This is a genomic window from Martelella sp. AMO21009 (assembly GCF_053484295.1).
In genome coordinates this window covers 22300-41164 of record NZ_JBAKFR010000041.1, presented here as the reverse complement: position 1 = coordinate 41164, position 18865 = coordinate 22300, and the positions used below count along the sequence as shown (strand labels likewise).

Sequence of the window (18865 nt, the reverse complement as noted above, 5' to 3'; positions counted from 1 at the left end):
AACGCGCCTAAGAGATGCGATGGCGCCGACAGTCCCGAGGCGCTTGAGGCGATGCTTGTAGATGACCTTCCGCTTCACTTGAAGGAGAAGCTTTCGGTTGTCGTGCTGGACATATCGCGGCCACAGTCGATGATCGAGGCCACCAACAAGCGGCGTCGGAAGGCTTGAACCTGAATTGCGGGCAATTCGAGAATAGCCGATCTTCTCAGACCAGTGCCACCAGCAATTCCCGCAAAACAGATGCCAGCCCCGGTGCGCCCATTAGGGGAACCACACGTTTTGCTGCCAGTTTGGAAACCGCCCGATCGAAGACTGCCAAGTTGACATGCCCATTGAGCCGTGAGGGATAGATAATCCCATCCGGCGAAGATTTGTGCTCATAGAACGCCAACGACCAGGCGCGAGCAAGGCTCTGGCGCGAGGCTTTCGCGACGTCGGAGGGCACGCCCATACGTACGGCATGATCGTCACGCAGGTCGACGAGATGAAGCTCTTCTGTCGTCTCGATCTCGGCAAACCGGCGGGCGTGAATCTCAATTTCCTCAATCGGGAGGTCGCCGACTTGTCCATCCCGGCGATCGCGAAGGAGAGCTTCCAGAAAGCAAACCTTCAAGGATCCACCGAGATAGAGGACGCCGAACCGGTTTGCAGCGATCCGGCGTCTCGGGTCGCTGAACCGGCTCGGGCTTTTTCCGAATCCGAGCGGATCCGGATAGGCATTCAGATAGATGCGCCCGAACCGCTTTCCGGCAGGAACAGTTTCAATATCGAGCTTTGCGTTCTCGAAGCCGGCGGGCGGCGCAGTTGCTGGCATTACCTGAAGTCACCGTGAGCAATACCCTTGGCAGCTTCGATAACCTCATCAGGCTTCTTACTCCGCAACGCATCGAGTCCGGTTAGCCCGTTAAGACCGCCTTGCGGTGTTACCAGAAACCTATAGACAGCCCAGGCACTGCCACCGAGGATTTGCTGGAGTTCGGGCAGCGCTTCGAACGGACGGCCCTCATCATCAAGTTGCCAGGCAGGGAAGCGGAAGCCCCTCTTGGCCCCATCGATGCCTAGAAGCTGGCCGTTTTGACGCCGTGAGTTGACTGTCACTCTGGACACACCCAACAGATCCGCAAACGCCTCTGCGGTGAGCATATCGTCTGCGGCAACGATTTCGGAGACACGCTTTTTCCCGCGAGCTCGGGCTTCCCTCAAAGCTGCCTTGAGGTCCGCATCCGGCTCCTCGACCTGTTCGACGGGAAACCCATCCGCGGCCGCGCCTGGTTGCTCCTCGACAACTGTGATGGTTTGCGCTCCGGCTTCTGGATCGACATCGACCCGAAAGCTGACCCGGTGCCCAACCTTCTTGCTGCGACGGACTGCCTCGCCGTATTGCTCGATAAGCGCTTTCTTGAACGCCGCAATTCCAGCGAGCTTTGTAGAAAACGTAATGTTGGGTGACCCGCCGTGGCTGGACTTTCGACCGCGCTTCTCAATAGCTTTAGCGGTAGACATGATCTTGGTGCTCCTTCACCGCCAATATGGGCTATTTTCGTTAGTTCGTCAAGTTCGTAAATCTCGTAAAGTTTTGTGAGGCGATTGACCTTCAGCACGACTGGATTTGCCCTGACAGGGTTCCCCTGCTGGCATCCCTGCAATCGCTCGCCTATCTTTGCTGGATGAGGACGAGAACATATGAGATCGACAGGTTCGAAAAGCGGCGCATCGCGTTACCCGGCGTCTGCATCTATTGCGGCTCGGCATTCTCTCACATTGATCTCACTGACGAGCATATCATTCCGTTCGCACACGGCCACAACACGCTGATCTTCGAGAAAGCGTCGTGCAAGCCCTGCGCGGCAATTATTCAACGCTATGAGCAGGAGGTGCTGAAGAAGCAGCTCGGCGACTTCCGGCTGCAAGTTGATGCTCCAAGCCGGACACGAAGAAGAGACCGGCCAAAGCACGTGGAAATTCCATTCGTCGCAGTCGATGGCAGCGGCAAAATTACCCGAGATCTGGGTTCACGCGCCTTTCCATTGGAGGAGGCACCATTGGCGCTCAATCTATGGCAAAATTCCTCGAACCGGCACGTGGCGGAGCGCTCGCAAGAAACCGTTTCCAACGGCCCCGGATTGACCGTGAGGTTCATCGACCGCACAAGGCCGCTGAGGTGGCCATCAAAGAAGCAGAAGGAGCAGGTCTGGCGGCCGTCGCCATAGTTCGTCAGCGGCTCGCTGCGGAGAGCCTGCAGGATGAATTATTAACGATGCGCCCGACATCGGGTCGCATGCGCGGTCCACAGGTAATAAAATGAGGGTGACCCGCGCGGCCGCCTCGCCGCGCCGCAACCGGTCGAAGCAGATCGTGGCTTGGCATCATCAGTTCAGGCAGAACTGGCCCTCTTCGCGACGGACGTCTTCGAGCAGGGTCAACAGCCATCCGAGCGTCACCGTCCCATCCTCCTTGGTTGCAACGGACTCGATGGCCCGCAGGAACGTCCGCTCGACAAGCCTGTCGGCCGCTGCTTCGTCAGAAATCATCAGCCGGGCGGCAAGTCTGAGGCTCGGGATCGTCTCCATGACGCTTTCGGTCTCGCCGCATACGTGTTCGGAGGCATTGCAGGACGAAGCCAGCGACGACACGATGTCGCGGACATCCGCCGGTTTGGGCAGATTGCGGACATAGCGGAATCGCTCCGGTACGACGATATCTGAGCAACCGGTGAAGAAAACGAAGGGGGTGCGGTTGCGGTCGAGAAGATCGGCGAGAGGGAAGACCGGGATGCCATTCAGATCGATGTCCAGCACGGCTGCGTCCGCGCGCGCCAGAAGCGGCATTGCCCGTTGAATGGTCGGAACCGGACCCAGGATATTGACGCCGATCTGTTCAAACGTCTGGGAGAGGTTGCGCGCGAGCAGATACTCGTCTTCAACGATCAGAATTCTGGATCCGCGCAGATTTTGCAGGGCAAAATCGCTGCCATGAGGCGCCGGACCGGATCCGTTGAAAGGATTGTGTTGGGTTGCAAGTTGCATATTCGAACCTCCGGTGGCGTTCAGATGACCGGAGCGTGGGAATAACAGGGGATCTGGATCCTCGTTCGGTCCACACGCTTTCCACGCATTCATCAGTCGCAAAATCGCTTGGCCTGCGTATGGGAGAAACGGCGTGCAATCCCCGTCGTGAAAAGTCAAATCGCATTCCAGCAGACCAACGCATGAACAAGGATGTTGTTCCACCGCTAACCCAGGCGACCTCTCGCGCAGGAGGCCCAGTGTGCGTGAACCTACAGTGCCCTTGATAAAAAGCAAGGTGAGGTCGATAGCTCCTCGCTTCGCACTGCCACCCACTTCAGACGCTGGCAAGAAGGCCATGTCAGCCGAACAGCGCCGAGGCGATCTGGTGGATTTCTACTGGCTTGCTGCATAATGGGTATTTTCTGTAGCGGAGAGGAAGGTCGCTGACGTTGTGCGCCGAGGCGAAGACGAAGGGGATGGCCTCGCGCTCCAGCCGCTCCGCGATCGCGAACACCATCTCGCCGTTCAGGGAAATGTCCAGTATCGCAGCATCGATATGTGCCTCGGCGATGAGCGCCCGCGCCCCCTCGACATTTCCCACCGGTCCGACCACGCGCGCGCCGGATTCCACGAGCCCTCTCCTGAGCCGTTCGGCGAGCAGGAACTCGTCCTCGACGACGAGGATATGCTTGCCGGAAAACGGACGAAGTCGGTCGTCTTTGTTGTGCAAAAAAGCTACCTCTTCTTTCTCTTTAGAAGTGCTACGGTGCAAACGTCGATCCGGTTTGGATTTTCCGTCGTCAGACCACACTTTCTTTCCCGGGTGACCACACGCGGCATCGCCGCATAGGAATACTGCTCAAGACACTGAAACCTTCTGATCACCAACCGGAAAGCCGAGCCTGACTGTAAGGCCTGTCGGTTCGTAGGTGTTCTCCACGGTTCCGCCGAGGCGGTAGGAAATTTCGCCCTCGATGAGGCTGCTTCCGAAGCCGGATTTCTGCGGCGGTTCGATCTTGCGGCCCGCCGTCTCCCGCCATTCCATGCGGAAATGCCCGCCCGCCACGGTCCAGCTGATATCGATCTTGCCCTTCGGGGTGCTCAGGGCGCCGTATTTCGCGGCATTCGTGGCCAGTTCATGGATTACCATCCCGAGCGCGAGACCGGTTTCGGGCGGAACCTTGAATTCGGGTCCCCGGAAACTGAAATGCGAGGTCTCGAACAGCTCAAGGCCATTCAGGAGAATTTCCTTGAGGGACGCCTCCCGCCATTGCTCGCGCGAAAGCAGTATATAGGCGCGTGACATGGCTCTCAGGCGGCCGACAAGCGCGGCGTGATAATCCGTGATCGACGAGGTGGATTCCAGCGTCTGATCGGCGACGGCGATTACCACGGCCAGCATGTTCTTGACCCGGTGGTTGAGTTCGGAGTTCAGGACTTTCTGGTGTTCCTCCGCTCTTGTCAGCTGCGTGATGTCGATCAGCGTGAACACCACGCCCTCGATCTTTTCACCCTCGCCGCGATAGGGAAGAAGGCGCGCGAGATAGCTGCTGTCCTCGCCGTCGAGGTGGAGGTGCTCGTCATGGCCGTCGCCAGACTTGAACACCGCCGCAATGTCCCTTTCCATGTCCGAATAGTTCAGGGTGCTGGAAAGTTCCGTCAGCGGACGGCCGATATCGTGCGGCCGCAGATTGAAGAACTTGCTGGCGGCCGGCGTGAAATTGCGGATGACGAGGTTCTTGTCCAGGAAAACCGTTGCGATCTGGGTGCTGGCGAACAGGTTCTTCAGATCGTTGTTGGCGCGGTCGAGTTCATCGACCTTGTCGTGCAGCTCTGTGTTGATCGTGCTCAGTTCCTCGTTGAGCGACTGCATCTCCTCCTTCGATGCCTCAAGCTCCTCGTTTGTCGACTGGGCCTCCTCGTTGACGGAAATGAGTTCCTCGTTGGAGGACTTCAGTTCCTCCAGGGCGGTTTCATATTCCTCGACGGTGGCCTGCAGCCGCTCGCGCGTCTCGCGCAATTCGCTTTCCAACTCAAAGGCCGCATCCTGATCGTTGTTTTCAGCCCGCGCCGTATGAGAGTCCTGCCGCATGCCGATCGTTTCGAACAGCACCAGATAGAGCGTGTCCGCAACGTCACTTCTCTTCTGGATCGGGTCGACCGTGATGCGGACGAGTTGCGTGACATCCGCCTCCTGATCGAGAACCACGTTGTCGCGGACGACCGTCTTGCCGGTGTCATGGGCCTGGCCGAGCGCGGTTCGCAGGTCGAACCGCAGGCCGCGCCGCGCCATTCCCAGCAACTGGCGATTGGGCGCACCCTGCTGCGCTTCGAGGAAACCTCCGGTTCTCGCGGAGTAGTGGACCACGTCGCCATGTTCGTCGACAACCACGTGAGGCGGGGCAAAACGTTCCAAAACCTGCAGATCGACGATGTGGTGAAGCGAAAGCTTCGATGAGCCGCGACGGTCGGGTTTGTCCGCTCGCGCATCGACGCCCGGCACGGCATCTGTGAGGTTGATCGGCAGGCGGCTTGTCGCGCCGCTATAGGCGCGGGCCTGGAATATCCGGTTCTGCTTGTCGACCGCCGTGAACAGGTCGTGGTGCTGGTTGATGCTTTCCGACGTTCCCAGAAACAGGAAGCCGCCCGGGCGCAAGGCGTAGTGGAAAGTCGGTATCACCCGCTTTTGAACCTCCGGCCCGAGGTAGATCAGGAGGTTGCGGCACGATACGAGGTCCATCCGGGAGAATGGCGGATCGCGCGTCACATTGTGCGGCGAAAAGATGCACAATTCACGAATTTCGCTGTTTATGACATAGCTCGTGTCATCGCTGGTGAAGAAGCGTCGGCGGCGCTCGGGCGAAACGCCTTCGAGCAGCGACGCCGGATACCGTCCGGCCCTTGCCACTGACAGCGCGGCCTCGTCGATATCGGTGGCGAAGATCTGGATGCGCGGTGCGGCGCCGCTGCTTTGCGCGATATGTTCCCGCACGAGTATGGCAATGGAGTAAACCTCCTCGCCGGTGGCGCAGCCGGGTATCCAGATGCGAAGCGTGTCGGTTTCGTCCTTGTCCGCGAAGAGTTTCGGAAGGATGTCCGTCTCGAGCAGCTTGAACGCGCGGGCGTCGCGGAAGAAACTGGTGACGTTGATCAGAAGGTCGCGGAAGAACGCATCGACCTCTTCTGTGTCTCGGTACAGCAAATCAAGATAATCGTCGATATTGCCGATATGCATGATCTGCATGCGTCTGCGGGTGCGCCGCAGGAAGGTCTTGGGCTTGTAGCCCGAGAAGTCATGACCGGTGTGACTGCCGAGGATTGCGCAGATCTTCAGCCGTGCGGTCTCCAGATCGTTTTCAAGCGCCTCGCCGCTCTTTCCCATCTGTTCGAGAAGGCTGAACCCGCGCACATAGTCGGCAAGCTTCGAAGCCATGCTTTCGACCGGAACGGCCAGATCGATGACCCCGGTCTTGATGGCGCTGCGGGGCATGTCGGCCTGCTGCGGTCCTGAGCCGTCACCGGTCTGGGCGAGCGTCAGCCCGCCATGCATCTTGATCGCCTTGGCCCCGAGCGTGCCGTCGCCATCGCCGCCGGAGAGAATGATGCCGACCGCATGTTCGCCCTGGTCGATCGCAAGCGTGCTCAGGAACGCATCGATCGGCTTGCGGTCGCGTTTGCCTGAAAGCGACCGAACCGAAAGAATGCCGTTGCCGATCGACAGCGACACGCCCGACGGCATCACGTAGACATTGTTCTTTTCCACCACCTGCCCGTCTTCAGCGACGGTGACCGGCAATTCCGTTTGGCGCTGGATGATTTCGTGCAGCAGGCTTTCGCGATCGGCGCTCAGATGGGTGACGATGACAAACGCCATTCCGCATTCGGCCGGCACGTCATTGAAGAAATCACGCAACGCAGCCACGCCGCCGGCCGAGGCGCCGATGCCGACGATCGGAAATTTGCGGGTTGGGTCTGACATTCACCTGTCCTTTGGTTTAGGGATGGCCGCAACTGCTAATGCCGACAGGCAATCGTCGCAAGGCAGCTCGCGTGAGGTCGAGCCGACGGTGTTCCGAACGTCGCGCTGTTGAACAATATGGCGATTGTACCGGAATTTCAGTCGCAATCACCGAAGTTCTGTCCTCCAGACGTCGTGTCGGATACGGGAATTTCAACCGCCCGTGCCAATGAAATCGAAAACTGACGGTAGCGCAAAGTTCCTGGAACATGAAACGCCGGCGCTGGTTAGACGGCGGCAAACTGCTAGTGAAGAAAGGAAAATGCCATGACTGGACGCCTGGAAGGAAAAGTTGCCATCGTCACCGGAGCCGGCACGGGAATAGGAGAAGCGATCGCGCACAAATTCGCGCGGGAGGGCGCGAAGCTGTTGCTCGCCGGTTTGCCTGACGACCCGGTTGAAGATGTCGCAAAGTCGATCAGCGAAAAGGGAGGGCAGACGGAGACATTTTCGGGTAACCTCGCCGACGAGGAAAACGCCCGGGCTTGTATCGAACAAGCCGTTTCTCACTACGATCGCCTCGATATCCTGATCAACAATGCGGGCATGTTTCTCGAAACCGCGGAATGCCAGGACTATTCGGTCGGGAACTTCGACCGCACCGTGACGGAAAATATCCGCTCGGTCTTTCTGATGACCAGATACGCGCTTCCGCATCTGCACAAGACACATGGCGTCGTCGTTTCCGCGGGATCGGAAGCCGGCGAGATCGGAGAGGCGAACAATGCGGCTTATGGCGGAACCAAGGGTTTCGTCCACGCCTTCATGCGCGGCGTCGCCTTCGAGCAGGGCAAATATGGCGTGCGGGCGAACTGCGTCTGCCCGGGGCCTGTGGATACCGCCTGGACTCATACCGACACCGGACCGATGAATGAGCAGATGGAGAAAATGACGCTCGCCGGCACGGTGCTTGGCCGCCGGGGCACGCCGGAGGAAATCGCCAACGTCTACGCCTTCATCGCCTCCGACGAGGCGTCGAACGTTACCGGAGCGCTGTGGTATGCCGATGGCGGCACGACCATTGCCAAGGGCGGCCCGGGGCAGATGGTTCCGGACGAATTGAAACAGGCGCCGCAGCCGAGCCTCGATCTCCAGCATGGCCATGATGGCATGAAAGGCAAGGGAGCCGTCAGCAAGATATAGAATTCGCGGCGCGCCGGCCCCTCGGGCCGGGCGCGTCGGTACGGATGCCATTGCTGAAACTGTGATGACCATCGCTTTGCCATGATCCGTATCGGGGCTGACGGGCGATCAGTCTTCTCCCGAACCCGGTTCCGCCATCTTGCGGTGCTGGGCGGCCAGTCTTTCGTCTGAGGCCACATTGGAGGCGGTGGCCATCATCTTGTTCTTCCATCCCGGAACGACGTCGCCTTCTCCGGCCATCATCGCGTCATAACCGACCCTGGCGACCCTTGCCGGATCGTCTTTGTCGCCTTGGCCGATCGCCGTGTCGGCGAGGCCGGCGCGTTCGAAGAATTCAGTGTCGGTGGCGCCGGGCATCAGGCAGGTGACCGAGACGCTGGCGTCCTTCAGCTCCTCGCGCAGCGCGAAAGAGAACGAATTCACGAATGCCTTCGTACCATTGTAGACGGCCTGAAAACTTCCCGGCATGAGGCCGGCGACCGAGCCGGTGAACAGTATCCGTCCCTTGCCGCGTTCGCGCATCTGTCTTCCCAGTTCGTGGACGATCGCGATCGTGCCGCTGATATTTGTGTCCACCACCCTTTGCGCCTCATCGAGCTGCTGATCGAGAAAGCCATGGCCGAGACCGCGACCGGCGTTCGCCATCAACAGGCCGACCGGCTTGCCGGTCTGCTCAATGGCGTGGGCGAAGCGTTCCACGCCCTCGCGCGTGGCGAGATCGACCTCCGCCGCATAAACTTTGACGCCGATCGCCGTCAGCTTGTCCGCCGCCGACTGAATCTCGGGTTCATTGGCTGCGATGGCCAGATCGTAACCTTCGTTCGCCGCGCATCTGGCCAGTTCATAGCCGATGCCGGACGATGCGCCCGTGATCACCGCGAGTTCGTCCTGCTTTTGGGTGTCCATGATTTTGCCTTTCAGGGTTTCATGATGGCCTTGATGCAGCCGTCCTGTTTGTTGCGGAAGGTCTTGTAGAGTTCGGGGCCGTCCTCGAGCGAGGCGGTGTGGGTGATGACGAAGGACGGATCGATCTCGTCACGTTCGATGAGGTCCATCAGCGTCGGCAGGTATTTTTGTACCGGCGTCTGCGCCATCTTGAAGGTGAGGCCGCGGTTGATAGCGGAGCCCATCGGCACCTTGTCGAGAAAACCGCCGTAAACGCCGACAATCGAGACCGTTCCGAAATTGCGGCAGCAATGGATCGCCTGACGCAGGACATGCGGCCGGTCCGTCCCCATGAACGTTGCGACCTTGATCCTGTCCCAGCGGGAATCCCAGCTTGCCGATGCGTCGGCCTCGGTACCCACGGCGTCGATACAGGCATCGGCGCCGCGACTGCGCGTCAGTTGCATGATCCGGTCGTAGACGTCCTCTTCGCCGAAATCGATAGTCTCGGCGCCGCCTTTTTCGGCGAGCGCGAGCCGCTCAGGCACCGTGTCTATCGCGATGACGCGTTCCGTTCCCAGCATGAAAGCCGAGCGGATCGCCATCTGTCCGACAGGACCGCATCCCCAGATGGCGATGGTGTCGCCCCGCTCTATCCCGCAATTCTCGGCGGCCATATAACCCGTCGGAAAGATATCGGAAAGAAACAGAACCTGCTCGTCTGTGAGACCGTCAGGCACCTTGCAGGGACCGACATCGGCGAAGGGAACGCGCAGATACTCCGCCTGGCCGCCGCTGTAACCGCCAAGCAGGTGCGAATAGCCAAACAGCCCGCCGGGAGAATTGCCCCAGAGTTTGCTGACCTTGTCCCTGTCGGGATTTGAGCGTTCGCAGCCGGAAAAGAAGCCGCGCTTGCAGAAAAAGCACTCGCCGCAGGCAATGGTGAAGGGGATCACGACACGGTCGCCGACCTTGAGGTTGGTGTTGTCCCGGCCGAGTTCGACAACCTCGCCCATCGCCTCGTGGCCGATGACATCGCCATGATGCATCTCCGGTATCGTGCCTTCGTAGATGTGCAGGTCGGAGCCGCATATGGCGCAGGCCGTGACCTTGATGATCGCGTCGCGACCGTCCTCTATCTCGGGGTCGGGTACACTCTCGCAGCGAATGTCGTGCTTTCCTTGCCAACGCAGTGCTTTCACCAGATTTCCTCCTATTGGATGCGGCCCGCCGCGCGTTATCACGCAAAACCAGGATGGCGGCCCAGGATGGCGACCTGGCCTGTCGGGGTCTGCGCCTAACCCGGAATGCCGGATTTGGTTCCGGACTTTTTCGGGGCCAAGGCATGACGTCGGGCGAACATTCCGGCCCGTCGATCGTTGAGACAGGACACGGCGGCAGAGCGCCTGCCGCGCCGAACAAGGAGATACGTCATGGCAAAGATGAAAGCGATCCGCATCCACGATTTCGGTGCGCCGGAGGTCTTGAAACTCGAGCAGCTCGAGCGCCCCGTTCCAGCAGCCGGTGAAGTTCTGGTCAGGGTACTGGCCGCAAGCGTCAACCCGGTCGACTGGAAGATACGCTCGGGCAATTACGGCGCCATCGGCGAGGACGATTTGCCGATCATTCCCGGTCGCGATATCTGCGGGGAAATTGTCGCCGTCGGCGAGGATGTCGGGCACTTCTCGCCCGGCGATCGCGTATTCGCGTTTCTCGACATGGCCCGTGGCGGCTATGCGGAATATGTGGCCGTTCCGGCGGAGGAACTCGCCGCCGTGCCGCAATCCCTGAGCGCCGAGGAAGCCGCAGCCGTGCCGCTCGCCGGCATCACGGCGTGGCAGGGACTTTTCGATCACGGCGGCCTTGAGGAGGGGCAGCGCGTTCTCGTGCATGGCGGCGGCGGCGGGGTCGGCCATCTGGCCGTCCAGATCGCGAAGGCGAAGGGTGCGTGGGTTGCCACGACCGTTTCGCCCGAAGACGTCGTCTTTGCGCGCAAACTCGGGGCGGATCGCGTGATCGACTACAAGTCGGAGTTGTTCGAGGGCATTCTCGATCCGGTCGACATGGTTTTCGACCTCGTTGGCGGCGAAACCCGTGCACGCTCGTTTCAGGTGCTGAAGGAAGGCGGCATCCTGGTCTCCACGCTCGGCGAGCCGGATGGGGAGACCGCCTCGAAGTTCAATATCCGGACCGCTGGCTATATGGCCAGGCCGAACGCGGCTCAACTCGCGGAAATCGCCGACCTCATCGAGCGGCGGAAACTGCGCGTTTGCGTGCAGCAAACGCTGCAGCTCAGCGAAGCCGCGAAGGCCCATGAGGTCCTCGAGAACCAGCATACGCAGGGCAAGGTCGTGCTCAGCATCGCCTGAGAGATTCGCAGCCCCGATCCGATGCTGCCTATGCCGGCAGGTGCCTTGGTTTGGATCATCGGCGCTGGGCGCGACGCACCATGTCAGGGGGTATCGGCATCGCCCGTCGCGCTCGGCGGAACGTCGTCTATCGGCGGATGGCGGCTCGGCGGCGTGACCGGCGCTGCCGTATAGCGGTAGACCGCCGCCACCGCCGCCAGCATCAGGACCGCCACGACAAGAGCCACAACGAGTGGTGCAAGCCTGTTTCTGAACATTCCATCTCCATCCGTAAAATAAGGGTTCCGGCGTCTGTCACCGTCGAATTCCTCCACCGAACTCGAAGGAGGGGACGAATGTTCCCGCTTCATCCTGGGAACAAATCCCGGCGATAGCGGTTTGATGCGGCAGAGATAATTCGCTCGAAAGGAACGGAAATGCCCGACAAGAAGCCAGAGCAGGCGCGTCCCGGCACCATTGCGCAAAGGCCGCGCTGGGAAGGTCCGCAGGAAAACCGGCCGAATGCCTACAAGCCGGCGAAGGACGATCCGGAAAAGGACCGGGACGCAACGGGGGAGAACCTGCGCGATCCGCGCAAGAAGGATCTTTCGGACGCCATGAAGACGAAGCGGGACCGCTGAGGCGTAACCGCGGCTGCGTCGTTATCGATGACCTTTGCAGACTGATGCCCAAAAAAGGAGAATAAACAATGGGAAAGCTATACACATTCTGGAGCGTGCCGGTCCATATCCGCTCTGAAGCCGGCGCAGCGACGGCTGTCGAAGGTCCCGGTGAGGCGGTGGAACTGCTGGAAAGCGGCCGCGCGGCCGCCAATGGACCGCACTGCCGGAGGGCATTGCAGATTTGTCATGCGGCGACATGGAAGACCGGCCTACTGGCCGCCTCGCGTGAGGCTTTCCTGGCCGCAACGCTTGAGGCGGGACTGTTATGGTCCCCGGCGCGCCGGGAACCGCCGAATCCACTCTACCCGGCTCAAGATGCGCCGCAGCCGCTGGACATACGTTCCTGATTGTCGAGGTCGAGCGATCCGGGGTGAGCAGCGGCATGAACAAAGAGGTTCCCGGGTTGAAAGAGCTGGGGCTTGTCTATGTCAGCGACCGCGACCCCGGTATCCGCCGCGAACGCCGGGGGCGCGGTTTCTGCTACCGGATGCCGGATGGCGGCCTGGTGCGGGACAAGGACTTGCGCAGGCGCATCGAAGCGCTCGGCATTCCGCCGGCCCACGAAAAAGTCTGGATCTGTCTTCGGGCCGACGGTCATCTGCAGGCGACCGGGTATGATGCGCGCGGGCGAAAGCAATATCGCTATCACCCGGATTGGCGTGCGCTCCGGGAAGAGAAGAAATACGATCAGCTCGTGGATTTTGCTGAGGCGCTGCCCCGCATCCGCCGCCGCGCTCGGCGCGATGCGGAACGGCTCGACGATCGGCCGCGCGCCGTGCTGGGGGCAATGACATTGTTGCTCGACGCGGCGCATCTGAGGGTCGGAAACCGCTCCTACCGCGACGAGAATGGCACGTTTGGCGCCTCGACGCTCTTGAAACGGCATCTTCGTTTCGGGGAACATCTGGAACTCGAGTTCTCTGGCAAGGGCGGTCGGCGGGTGCGCCGCAGGCTGCACGGGCCCCGCCTGCAAAGGGTGTTCGAGAGGATCGCCGATCTGCCGGGACGGGAACTGTTTGGCTGGCGCGAGGCCGACGGCACGACGCGGGTGATCGAATCCGGCCAGCTCAACGCCTATCTGGGCGAGATCTCCGGGGCCGGATTTTCGGCAAAGACCTTTCGGACCTGGGGCGGAACGGTTGCGGCATTCGAGGCGGCGCTTGACGAACTCGGCCGCAATCAGGCGCCGCTCATCAGGCACATGGCCGAGGCCGCCGCGCGCGAACTCTCCAACACCCCGACGATCTGCCGCAGCAGCTATATCCACCCGGCCGTGCTAGCGCTTTCGAATGACGACAGTGAGCGCCACCTGCTGGCTCGGCAGGCAGCACAGCCTGCCGAGCCAGCAGGCGGTCTGCGCGTGTCGGAAAGCCGATTGACGGCTTTCCTGAAGGCGGCGAGACGGCTCTAGAAGGCGGCCCCCACGCCCAGAAGCATGAGCACGAACAGTATGATGAAGATCGCGATCGCGACAAAAAACAGGATCTTTGCGATATTTGCGGCGGCAGCCGAAACTCCGGTAAAACCGAAGAAGCCGGCAATCAGTGAGATTACCAGAAATATCAGTGCCCATTTCAGCATTTCGTACTCCTTTGATCGTTGATTCCGGTTGACCGGAACGAGAACCCGGCTCGCCTCACGGCCGGGAAATGAATTTGTTGAAACGGCTCGTTTCGCCGTCGCCCGTCTCTTCCTGATACAGAAAGGCGAGGTTGTTCCGGTCGAAGACGCGGAAGAACTCGTCCCAGTCGACGGGCTTCAGACTTTCTTCTGGTTCGGCGAAATCGATCCGCAGAATACCGCCTACGCCGCGGGTCTGAACGATGCCGGGACGTCCGTTCCGATCTTCAATCCAGCGGCGGATTTCGTCGTGATCCGTGGTGGTTTTCGATTGGGTCATTTTCAGCTCCTATACGAGATGATCAGCGCAGCAGTCCCTGGCCGCCGTCTACCCAGACCGGCGTGCCGGTGACATGACGAGCCTTGCCGGAGACAAGAAAGGCGATAACGGCAGCGACATCTTCGCTGCGGCCGGGCTTTCCACCGGTAAGCGGAATATTGCCTTCGGGCCATTCGCTTTCGATGCCGCTCTTGTCGGCATGCCGGATGTTGGTGTTGTCGTCGATTTCTGTATCGATGGCTCCGGGGCAGACGGCGTTGATGCGGATAGACGACTGGCCGAGTTCCGGCGCCAGTTGCTGGACCATGGCGAGTTGCGCGGCCTTGGTTGCGGTGTATGCGGTGGCCCCCGGGGAAGAGAACGTGCGTGTGCCGTTGATCGAGGAGACCACCACGATCGCGCCGCCGCCGGCCGACTTCAGGTGCGGCACGGTCGCCCGGATCGTCAGATAGGTGCCGCGCAGGTTGATCGCGATGGTCCGGTCGAACTCCTTTGGTGCGAGTTCGTCGATCGGGGCCCAGACGCCGTTGACGCCGGCATTTGCAACGACAACATCGAGCCGGCCATGCGTGGAAACCAGTTGCTCCACAGCGGCATTCATCTCCTCTTCGCCGGCCACGTCGGCGGCAAGTTCAAGCGCCGTGCCGCCGCTGGCCTCGATCGTTTCGACGGTTTCGCGATTCTCCCCGGGCGTGTGGCCGAGCACACCGACGACAAAACCATCCGCCGCCAGCGCTATCGCGGCGGCCCTGCCAATCCCGGAACCGGCTCCGGTGACCAGCGCTACAGAATTTGCCATGGGATATTCTCCTGTTGGTTGCCTGTCGCAGATTCAACACGTTTCGCGTCCGCATGGACGCACCGCCCTCTAACCATCGCGTCGCGGATCGGTTCCCGGAAAAGCGCGCCCGCCCGCAGTCTTTCGAGACGGAACAAAGGTCGGCCTCACCGGTTTGGGACGAAATCTGTTTCCAGAGAGATTCCAGAGAGAAAGGTGACGAAATGTCCAATCTTCTGTGGTTGTTTGCCGTGGCCATCGGCCCGGTTCTGCTCGGCGCCGCGATCGCCTATGGCATTGCGCGCGAACGGCGGCTTACCAGCGCCGAGAAAAAAAGCAGCGACGAGGCCGCCAGGCGGCTGTTCGATGCCGACAACGGCGAAATGCCGGACGACGCGCCGCCTTCGCAACGCCAGCGGCATCAAGCCTGACCGGTGTGCGGCGCCGGATCCGCCGCGAAATAGCGTTCGCCCCTCTCGACGAGAAAGACCTCCGGCTCCGGGTTTTCAAGAATGGCAAAGCCCGCGCTTCTGAGCATCGCCTCCACCGCCGCCCTGTTGGGAATGAACCAGTTGGTGGGATCGTCGGCGTAGCGTTGTTCGACGAAATGCAGTTTCGGAAAGTCCGGGCGATCGAACAATGCCTGTTCATCGAACGGGTAGTTCTCCGCAAGCTCGGCCGTTTGCGTTGCGCCGCGCTGCAGCGACTGAAACAGCATCCGCTCGCCCACCACCGTTTCATGCAGCAGATCGAGCGCCAGCAGCGGGTGGCGCAAATGATAGAACACGCCCATGAACAGCACCAGGTCGAAGGTCTCGTCGAGCTGCCGCAGATCGTAGACCGACATCTGGCGGTATTCGATGTCGACGTCGAATTCGGCGGCGGCAAACCGCGCCTGCGCCAGATAACGTTCGTCGCAATCGATTCCCAGCACGCGCCCGGCATTGCGGCGCTTCATTTCCAGTGAATAGAAGCCGGCATTGCAGCCGATATCGAGCACGCTGCAGCCTTGCAGATCGTCGGGAAGGACGTGGCTGAAGCCCGCCCATTTGTTCGACGGAAAGTCGCCGAGAAAGTGGTCGGGCGCCGTCTCGCTGCCGTTGATCCGCAGGTTGTGGAACCAGGGTCCCAGTGCAGCGATGTCGGCATCGGCCCCGTGACGTGTCGGTGCAGTCATCGTGTTCCTCCTTGCTGGTCTATTGGTCGATGGCGGATGCGGTCGTTGCAGCGCTACTGCCTTTCAGGCTGGCGAGCGCCGCGATCAATTCCCGGGCGCGGGCGAGGCCGGTATGGCCTGACATCACCCGCTGGCGCGCCGCTTCGGCAATCGCCGCAAGTTGCGCGTCGTCCGTTTCCCTCAGGGCCGCCACAACGGCGTCACCGTCAGGTGCGAGAATGATTGCCTCACCGTCAGGTAGCAATTCCTCTAGCCCGGGCCAGATATCGCTGATCACCGGCGTAGCGCAGGCGGCGGCCTCGAACAGCCGCACGCTCGGCGACCAGCCGGCGCGGACCATGTCCTGGCGGGTGACATTGAGGGTGAAGCGCTGGCGGCTGTAGAAATCGGCATGTTCGGCTGGCGGCACATGCTCGATCCGTTCGACATTGTCCGGCCACTCGATCGATGACGGATATTGCGCGCCGGTGTTGTCACATTGAGTTTTCCATGCCGAGAAAGGCCTGCCGCGCTCCCAAAATTTCAGGCGCAGCAGGCCGCAATATTCCATGCATCGAACGCTTCGAGCCGATGGTAGCGAATTGTTTGTGCGGCTCGGCGTCGGGATGGAACTGAAAAGCAATTGCGGGTAGCAGAGTGCATGGAGACGAACCGTTGCAATGCTCCCTGTGATCGGTGTCCCTGCATGGTTCGTTCCCGTTTTCGAAACGGCAGGTGGCTATTCTCAGCCCGATTGTTGAGACCCTTATGCGACCAATGGTCGAGGCCGGGGGCTACATCAGCCTTTGCTGCGCCGTAGGAGCGCAGTTTATCGGTGATGATCCGTTTGGGTGCAAAGCCATAGCGCTTCATCAACGCCACCAACAGGCGTTTTGCCGCCCTTTTGTCACGTCGCTTCTGCAAGATTTCTTCAAGAACGGTGCCATGCTGATCTACCGCACGCCAAAGCCAGAATTTCTCTCCAGAACATTTCACGACGACCTCGTCCAGATACCAAACATCGCCGGGGCGGGCCTGCCGTCGTCGCAAATTGCTGGCGATCTTGGGCCCGAATTTGGCGGTCCAGCGGCGGACCGTCTCATAGGAAACGTCGATACCACGCTCAAGAAGCATTTCCTCAACTTCACGCAGGCTCAGATTGAATCGCAGATACAGCCAAACTGCATGGGCAACGATCTGCGGCGGAAAACGGTGACGCTTGAAGCTGATTTCGGGTGTTTGCATCGCAGAAATCTACGCCCAACCCGAAATGCAGGCAACTGCAACCCGGTTTACGTGACAACGCCCTCACCCTTGCTATGTGCCAAGCCATACTAGAACCAGCCAGCTTGCCACGAGCGCGGGTTTTTCGTGGTTTTCGATCTCGACTGATGCCGTGAAGGAAAGCTGCCACTGGCCGGGTCGGCGCTCGGTGCATTTCTCCAGCAAAAACCGGCCGCGAACCCGGTTTCCCACCGGAACTGGGCTCAGCATCCTGACGGCATCAAAACCGTAGTTCATCGACATCGAGGTGCCCTCAATCTCGCCGACGACCTCTGCGAAGAACACCGAAAGCAGCGACAGGGTGAGAAAGCCGTGTGCGATGACGCCGCCAAGTGGCGTGCCTTTTGCCCGTTCCGGTTCAGTGTGGATGAACTGATGATCCTCGGTGACATCGGCGAAGCCGGAGATGCGCCCCTGATCGACGAGATGCCAGTCGGAGACGCCAAGTTCGGAGCCGATCTTGGTTTGCAGCTCTGAAAATGTCGTCATCAGAATACCTCGAAAAGGCCTGCCGCGCCCATGCCGCCGCCGACGCACATGGCGACGACAGCGTATTTCACGCCGCGCCTGCGGCCCTCGATCAGGGCATGGCCGATCATGCGCGCGCCCGACATGCCATAGGGATGGCCGATCGAGATCGCGCCGCCATTGACGTTCAAAATCTCGTCGGGAATCCCGAGCCGCTCGCGGCAGTAAAGCACCTGCACGGCAAAGGCCTCGTTCAGTTCCCAGAGCCCGATATCGTCGATCCCGAGACCGAAACGCTCCAGCAGTTTCGGCACGGCGAAAACCGGGCCGATGCCCATCTCGTCCGGCTTGGTGCCGGCAACGGCCATGCCGATATAGCGGCCGAGCGGGGTGATGCCCCTGCGTTCTGCAAGGCCAGCCTCCATCACGATTGTTGCGGACGCGCCGTCGGAAAGCTGGCTTGCATTGCCGGCGGTGATCACGCCGCCATCGCGCACCGGTTTCAGGCCAGCGAGGCCCTCGGCGGTCGTTTCCGGGCGGTTGCCCTCGTCGCGCTCCAGCGTCACTTCGCGCTCGGAGGTGGCGCCCGTCGCCTTGTCGGTCACCCGCATGGTGGCCGTGACGGGGATGATCTCGTCGTCGAAACGACCTTGCCTCTGGGCCTCGGCGGTCCGTTGCTGGGATTGCAGCGCATAGCCATCCTGGGGCGCGCGGTCGATGCCGTAGCGGGCGGCCACCACCTCAGCGGTATCGATCATCGGCATGAACATGTCGTCATGCATGGCGAGTAAGGCGGCATCCTCGTCGATCCGCAGCGGATCGGTTTGGACCGTGGAGATCGATTCGACGCCGCCGGCAAGCACGATATCCATGCGGTCGACGGTCACCTGCTTGGAAGCTGTCGCGATCGCCATCAGGCCGGAGGAGCATTGCCGGTCCATGGTCATGCCGGCAACGGTCTGGGGCAGGCCGGCGCGCATCGGTGCGGTGCGACCGATCGTGTGCTGGTAGCCCTGCGGCAGGGCCGCGCCGAACACGCTGTCATCGATCTCGCCGCCCTCGAGGCCGGCCCGTTCGACCGCCGCGCGGATCGCATGGGCGGCAAGCGTTGGTGCCGGCGTGATGTTGAACGCGCCGCGATAGGCCTTGCCGATCGGGGTGCGGGCGGTGGAAACGATCACGGCATCGCGCATG

The 18865-nt window shown here is 60.8% G+C and carries 22 protein-coding genes and 1 pseudogene; 7 read left to right on the top strand and 16 right to left on the bottom strand.

Features of this window, described 5'->3' with window-relative positions:
* Window positions 1-205 precede the first annotated feature (205 nt).
* Both V6766_RS23665 and V6766_RS23660 read right to left on the bottom strand, forming a co-directional pair.
* On the bottom strand, window positions 206-814 hold the full coding sequence (locus V6766_RS23665) for an RES family NAD+ phosphorylase (RefSeq protein WP_448470716.1): 609 nt from the start codon (window positions 812-814) through the stop codon (window positions 206-208).
* Window positions 814-1503 carry an XRE family transcriptional regulator gene (locus V6766_RS23660; protein ID WP_347443868.1) on the bottom strand — a complete coding sequence of 230 codons (690 nt, stop codon included), beginning with the start codon at window positions 1501-1503 and terminating at the stop codon, window positions 814-816. The genes V6766_RS23665 and V6766_RS23660 overlap by 1 nt, the downstream gene beginning before the upstream one ends.
* A 164-nt stretch (window positions 1504-1667) precedes the next feature.
* On the opposite strand from V6766_RS23660, the gene V6766_RS23655 reads away from it, so the two are divergent.
* On the top strand, window positions 1668-2210 hold the full coding sequence (locus V6766_RS23655) for an HNH endonuclease (protein ID WP_347443867.1): 543 nt from the start codon (window positions 1668-1670) through the stop codon (window positions 2208-2210).
* Between the two features lie 159 nt (window positions 2211-2369).
* Here V6766_RS23655 and V6766_RS23650 read toward each other — a convergent pair whose 3' ends face one another.
* The 3 genes from V6766_RS23650 to V6766_RS23640 form a co-directional block, all read right to left on the bottom strand.
* Window positions 2370-3026 (bottom strand): response regulator, encoded by a 657-nt coding sequence (locus V6766_RS23650; protein WP_347443866.1) that lies wholly within the window; start codon window positions 3024-3026, stop codon window positions 2370-2372.
* 340 nt (window positions 3027-3366) lie between these two features.
* Complete coding sequence (locus tag V6766_RS23645) at window positions 3367-3819, bottom strand: response regulator (protein ID WP_448470715.1); 453 nt, start codon at window positions 3817-3819, stop codon at window positions 3367-3369.
* A 48-nt stretch (window positions 3820-3867) separates the two neighbouring features.
* Window positions 3868-6987 carry a CheR family methyltransferase gene (locus V6766_RS23640; protein ID WP_448470714.1) on the bottom strand — a complete coding sequence of 1040 codons (3120 nt, stop codon included), beginning with the start codon at window positions 6985-6987 and terminating at the stop codon, window positions 3868-3870.
* 306 nt (window positions 6988-7293) lie between these two features.
* On the opposite strand from V6766_RS23640, the gene V6766_RS23635 reads away from it, so the two are divergent.
* A complete protein-coding gene (locus tag V6766_RS23635; RefSeq protein ID WP_347443863.1) occupies window positions 7294-8169 on the top strand; it encodes an SDR family NAD(P)-dependent oxidoreductase in 876 nt (291 codons plus the stop codon).
* Between the two features lie 108 nt (window positions 8170-8277).
* Here V6766_RS23635 and V6766_RS23630 read toward each other — a convergent pair whose 3' ends face one another.
* Together V6766_RS23630 and V6766_RS23625 are read right to left on the bottom strand one after the other, a co-directional pair.
* Window positions 8278-9075, bottom strand: coding sequence for an SDR family NAD(P)-dependent oxidoreductase (locus tag V6766_RS23630; RefSeq protein WP_448470713.1), 798 nt, complete (start codon window positions 9073-9075; stop codon window positions 8278-8280).
* A gap of 11 nt (window positions 9076-9086) precedes the next feature.
* Window positions 9087-10256 carry a zinc-dependent alcohol dehydrogenase gene (locus V6766_RS23625; RefSeq protein WP_347443861.1) on the bottom strand — a complete coding sequence of 390 codons (1170 nt, stop codon included), beginning with the start codon at window positions 10254-10256 and terminating at the stop codon, window positions 9087-9089.
* 231 nt (window positions 10257-10487) lie between these two features.
* Here V6766_RS23625 and V6766_RS23620 point away from each other — a divergent pair, with 231 nt between their 5' ends.
* Window positions 10488-11423 (top strand): NADP-dependent oxidoreductase, encoded by a 936-nt coding sequence (locus tag V6766_RS23620; RefSeq protein WP_448470712.1) that lies wholly within the window; start codon window positions 10488-10490, stop codon window positions 11421-11423.
* Window positions 11424-11506: 83 nt separating this feature from the next.
* Here the strand turns inward: V6766_RS23620 and V6766_RS23615 are convergent, their stop codons facing one another.
* Window positions 11507-11680, bottom strand: a complete 174-nt coding sequence (locus tag V6766_RS23615; RefSeq protein ID WP_347443859.1) for a hypothetical protein — start codon at window positions 11678-11680, stop codon at window positions 11507-11509.
* Between the two features lie 159 nt (window positions 11681-11839).
* Between V6766_RS23615 and V6766_RS23610 the strand changes: the two genes are divergently transcribed.
* The 3 genes from V6766_RS23610 (at window position 11840) to V6766_RS23600 (ending at window position 13496) form a co-directional block, all read left to right on the top strand.
* Window positions 11840-12043 carry a hypothetical protein gene (locus V6766_RS23610; RefSeq protein ID WP_347443858.1) on the top strand — a complete coding sequence of 68 codons (204 nt, stop codon included), beginning with the start codon at window positions 11840-11842 and terminating at the stop codon, window positions 12041-12043.
* Between the two features lie 68 nt (window positions 12044-12111).
* Window positions 12112-12432 (top strand): DUF982 domain-containing protein, encoded by a 321-nt coding sequence (locus V6766_RS23605; RefSeq protein WP_347443857.1) that lies wholly within the window; start codon window positions 12112-12114, stop codon window positions 12430-12432.
* A 35-nt stretch (window positions 12433-12467) separates the two neighbouring features.
* Window positions 12468-13496: a DNA topoisomerase IB gene (locus V6766_RS23600; RefSeq protein ID WP_448470711.1), complete on the top strand. Its 1029-nt coding sequence runs from the start codon at window positions 12468-12470 to the stop codon at window positions 13494-13496.
* Here the strand turns inward: V6766_RS23600 and V6766_RS23595 are convergent.
* The 3 genes from V6766_RS23595 to V6766_RS23585 are packed head-to-tail and all read right to left on the bottom strand — an operon-like array spanning window position 13493 to window position 14784.
* Complete coding sequence (locus V6766_RS23595; protein WP_347443855.1) at window positions 13493-13666, bottom strand: DUF1328 domain-containing protein; 174 nt, start codon at window positions 13664-13666, stop codon at window positions 13493-13495. The two genes, V6766_RS23600 and V6766_RS23595, sit on opposite strands and share 4 nt — an antisense overlap.
* Before the next feature lie 55 nt (window positions 13667-13721).
* Window positions 13722-13985, bottom strand: coding sequence for a hypothetical protein (locus V6766_RS23590; RefSeq protein WP_347443854.1), 264 nt, complete (start codon window positions 13983-13985; stop codon window positions 13722-13724).
* Between the two features lie 22 nt (window positions 13986-14007).
* Complete coding sequence (locus V6766_RS23585) at window positions 14008-14784, bottom strand: SDR family oxidoreductase (RefSeq protein WP_347443853.1); 777 nt, start codon at window positions 14782-14784, stop codon at window positions 14008-14010.
* A 53-nt stretch (window positions 14785-14837) separates the two neighbouring features.
* Here V6766_RS23585 and V6766_RS23580 point away from each other — a divergent pair, with 53 nt between their 5' ends.
* Window positions 14838-15194, top strand: a complete 357-nt coding sequence (locus V6766_RS23580; RefSeq protein ID WP_347443852.1) for a hypothetical protein — start codon at window positions 14838-14840, stop codon at window positions 15192-15194.
* Here the strand turns inward: V6766_RS23580 and V6766_RS23575 are convergent.
* The 5 genes and pseudogenes from V6766_RS23575 to V6766_RS23555 form a co-directional block, all read right to left on the bottom strand.
* Window positions 15185-15940, bottom strand: a complete 756-nt coding sequence (locus V6766_RS23575; RefSeq protein ID WP_347443851.1) for a TIGR04290 family methyltransferase — start codon at window positions 15938-15940, stop codon at window positions 15185-15187. The genes V6766_RS23580 and V6766_RS23575 overlap by 10 nt on opposite strands.
* 19 nt (window positions 15941-15959) lie before the next feature.
* Window positions 15960-16406 (bottom strand): annotated as a pseudogene (locus V6766_RS23570) (glycosyltransferase family protein); the annotation flags it as partial.
* 56 nt (window positions 16407-16462) lie between these two features.
* Window positions 16463-17164, bottom strand: coding sequence for an IS6 family transposase (locus V6766_RS23565; RefSeq protein WP_448470710.1), 702 nt, complete (start codon window positions 17162-17164; stop codon window positions 16463-16465).
* A 72-nt stretch (window positions 17165-17236) separates the two neighbouring features.
* Window positions 17237-17692 (bottom strand): MaoC family dehydratase, encoded by a 456-nt coding sequence (locus tag V6766_RS23560; RefSeq protein ID WP_448470709.1) that lies wholly within the window; start codon window positions 17690-17692, stop codon window positions 17237-17239.
* The gene (locus V6766_RS23555) at window positions 17692-18864 is read right to left on the bottom strand and encodes an acetyl-CoA C-acyltransferase (protein ID WP_448470708.1); all 1173 of its coding nucleotides are present in this window, start codon (window positions 18862-18864) and stop codon (window positions 17692-17694) included. Before V6766_RS23555 ends, V6766_RS23560 begins: the two co-directional genes overlap by 1 nt.
* Between the last annotated feature and the right edge of the window lies 1 nt (window position 18865).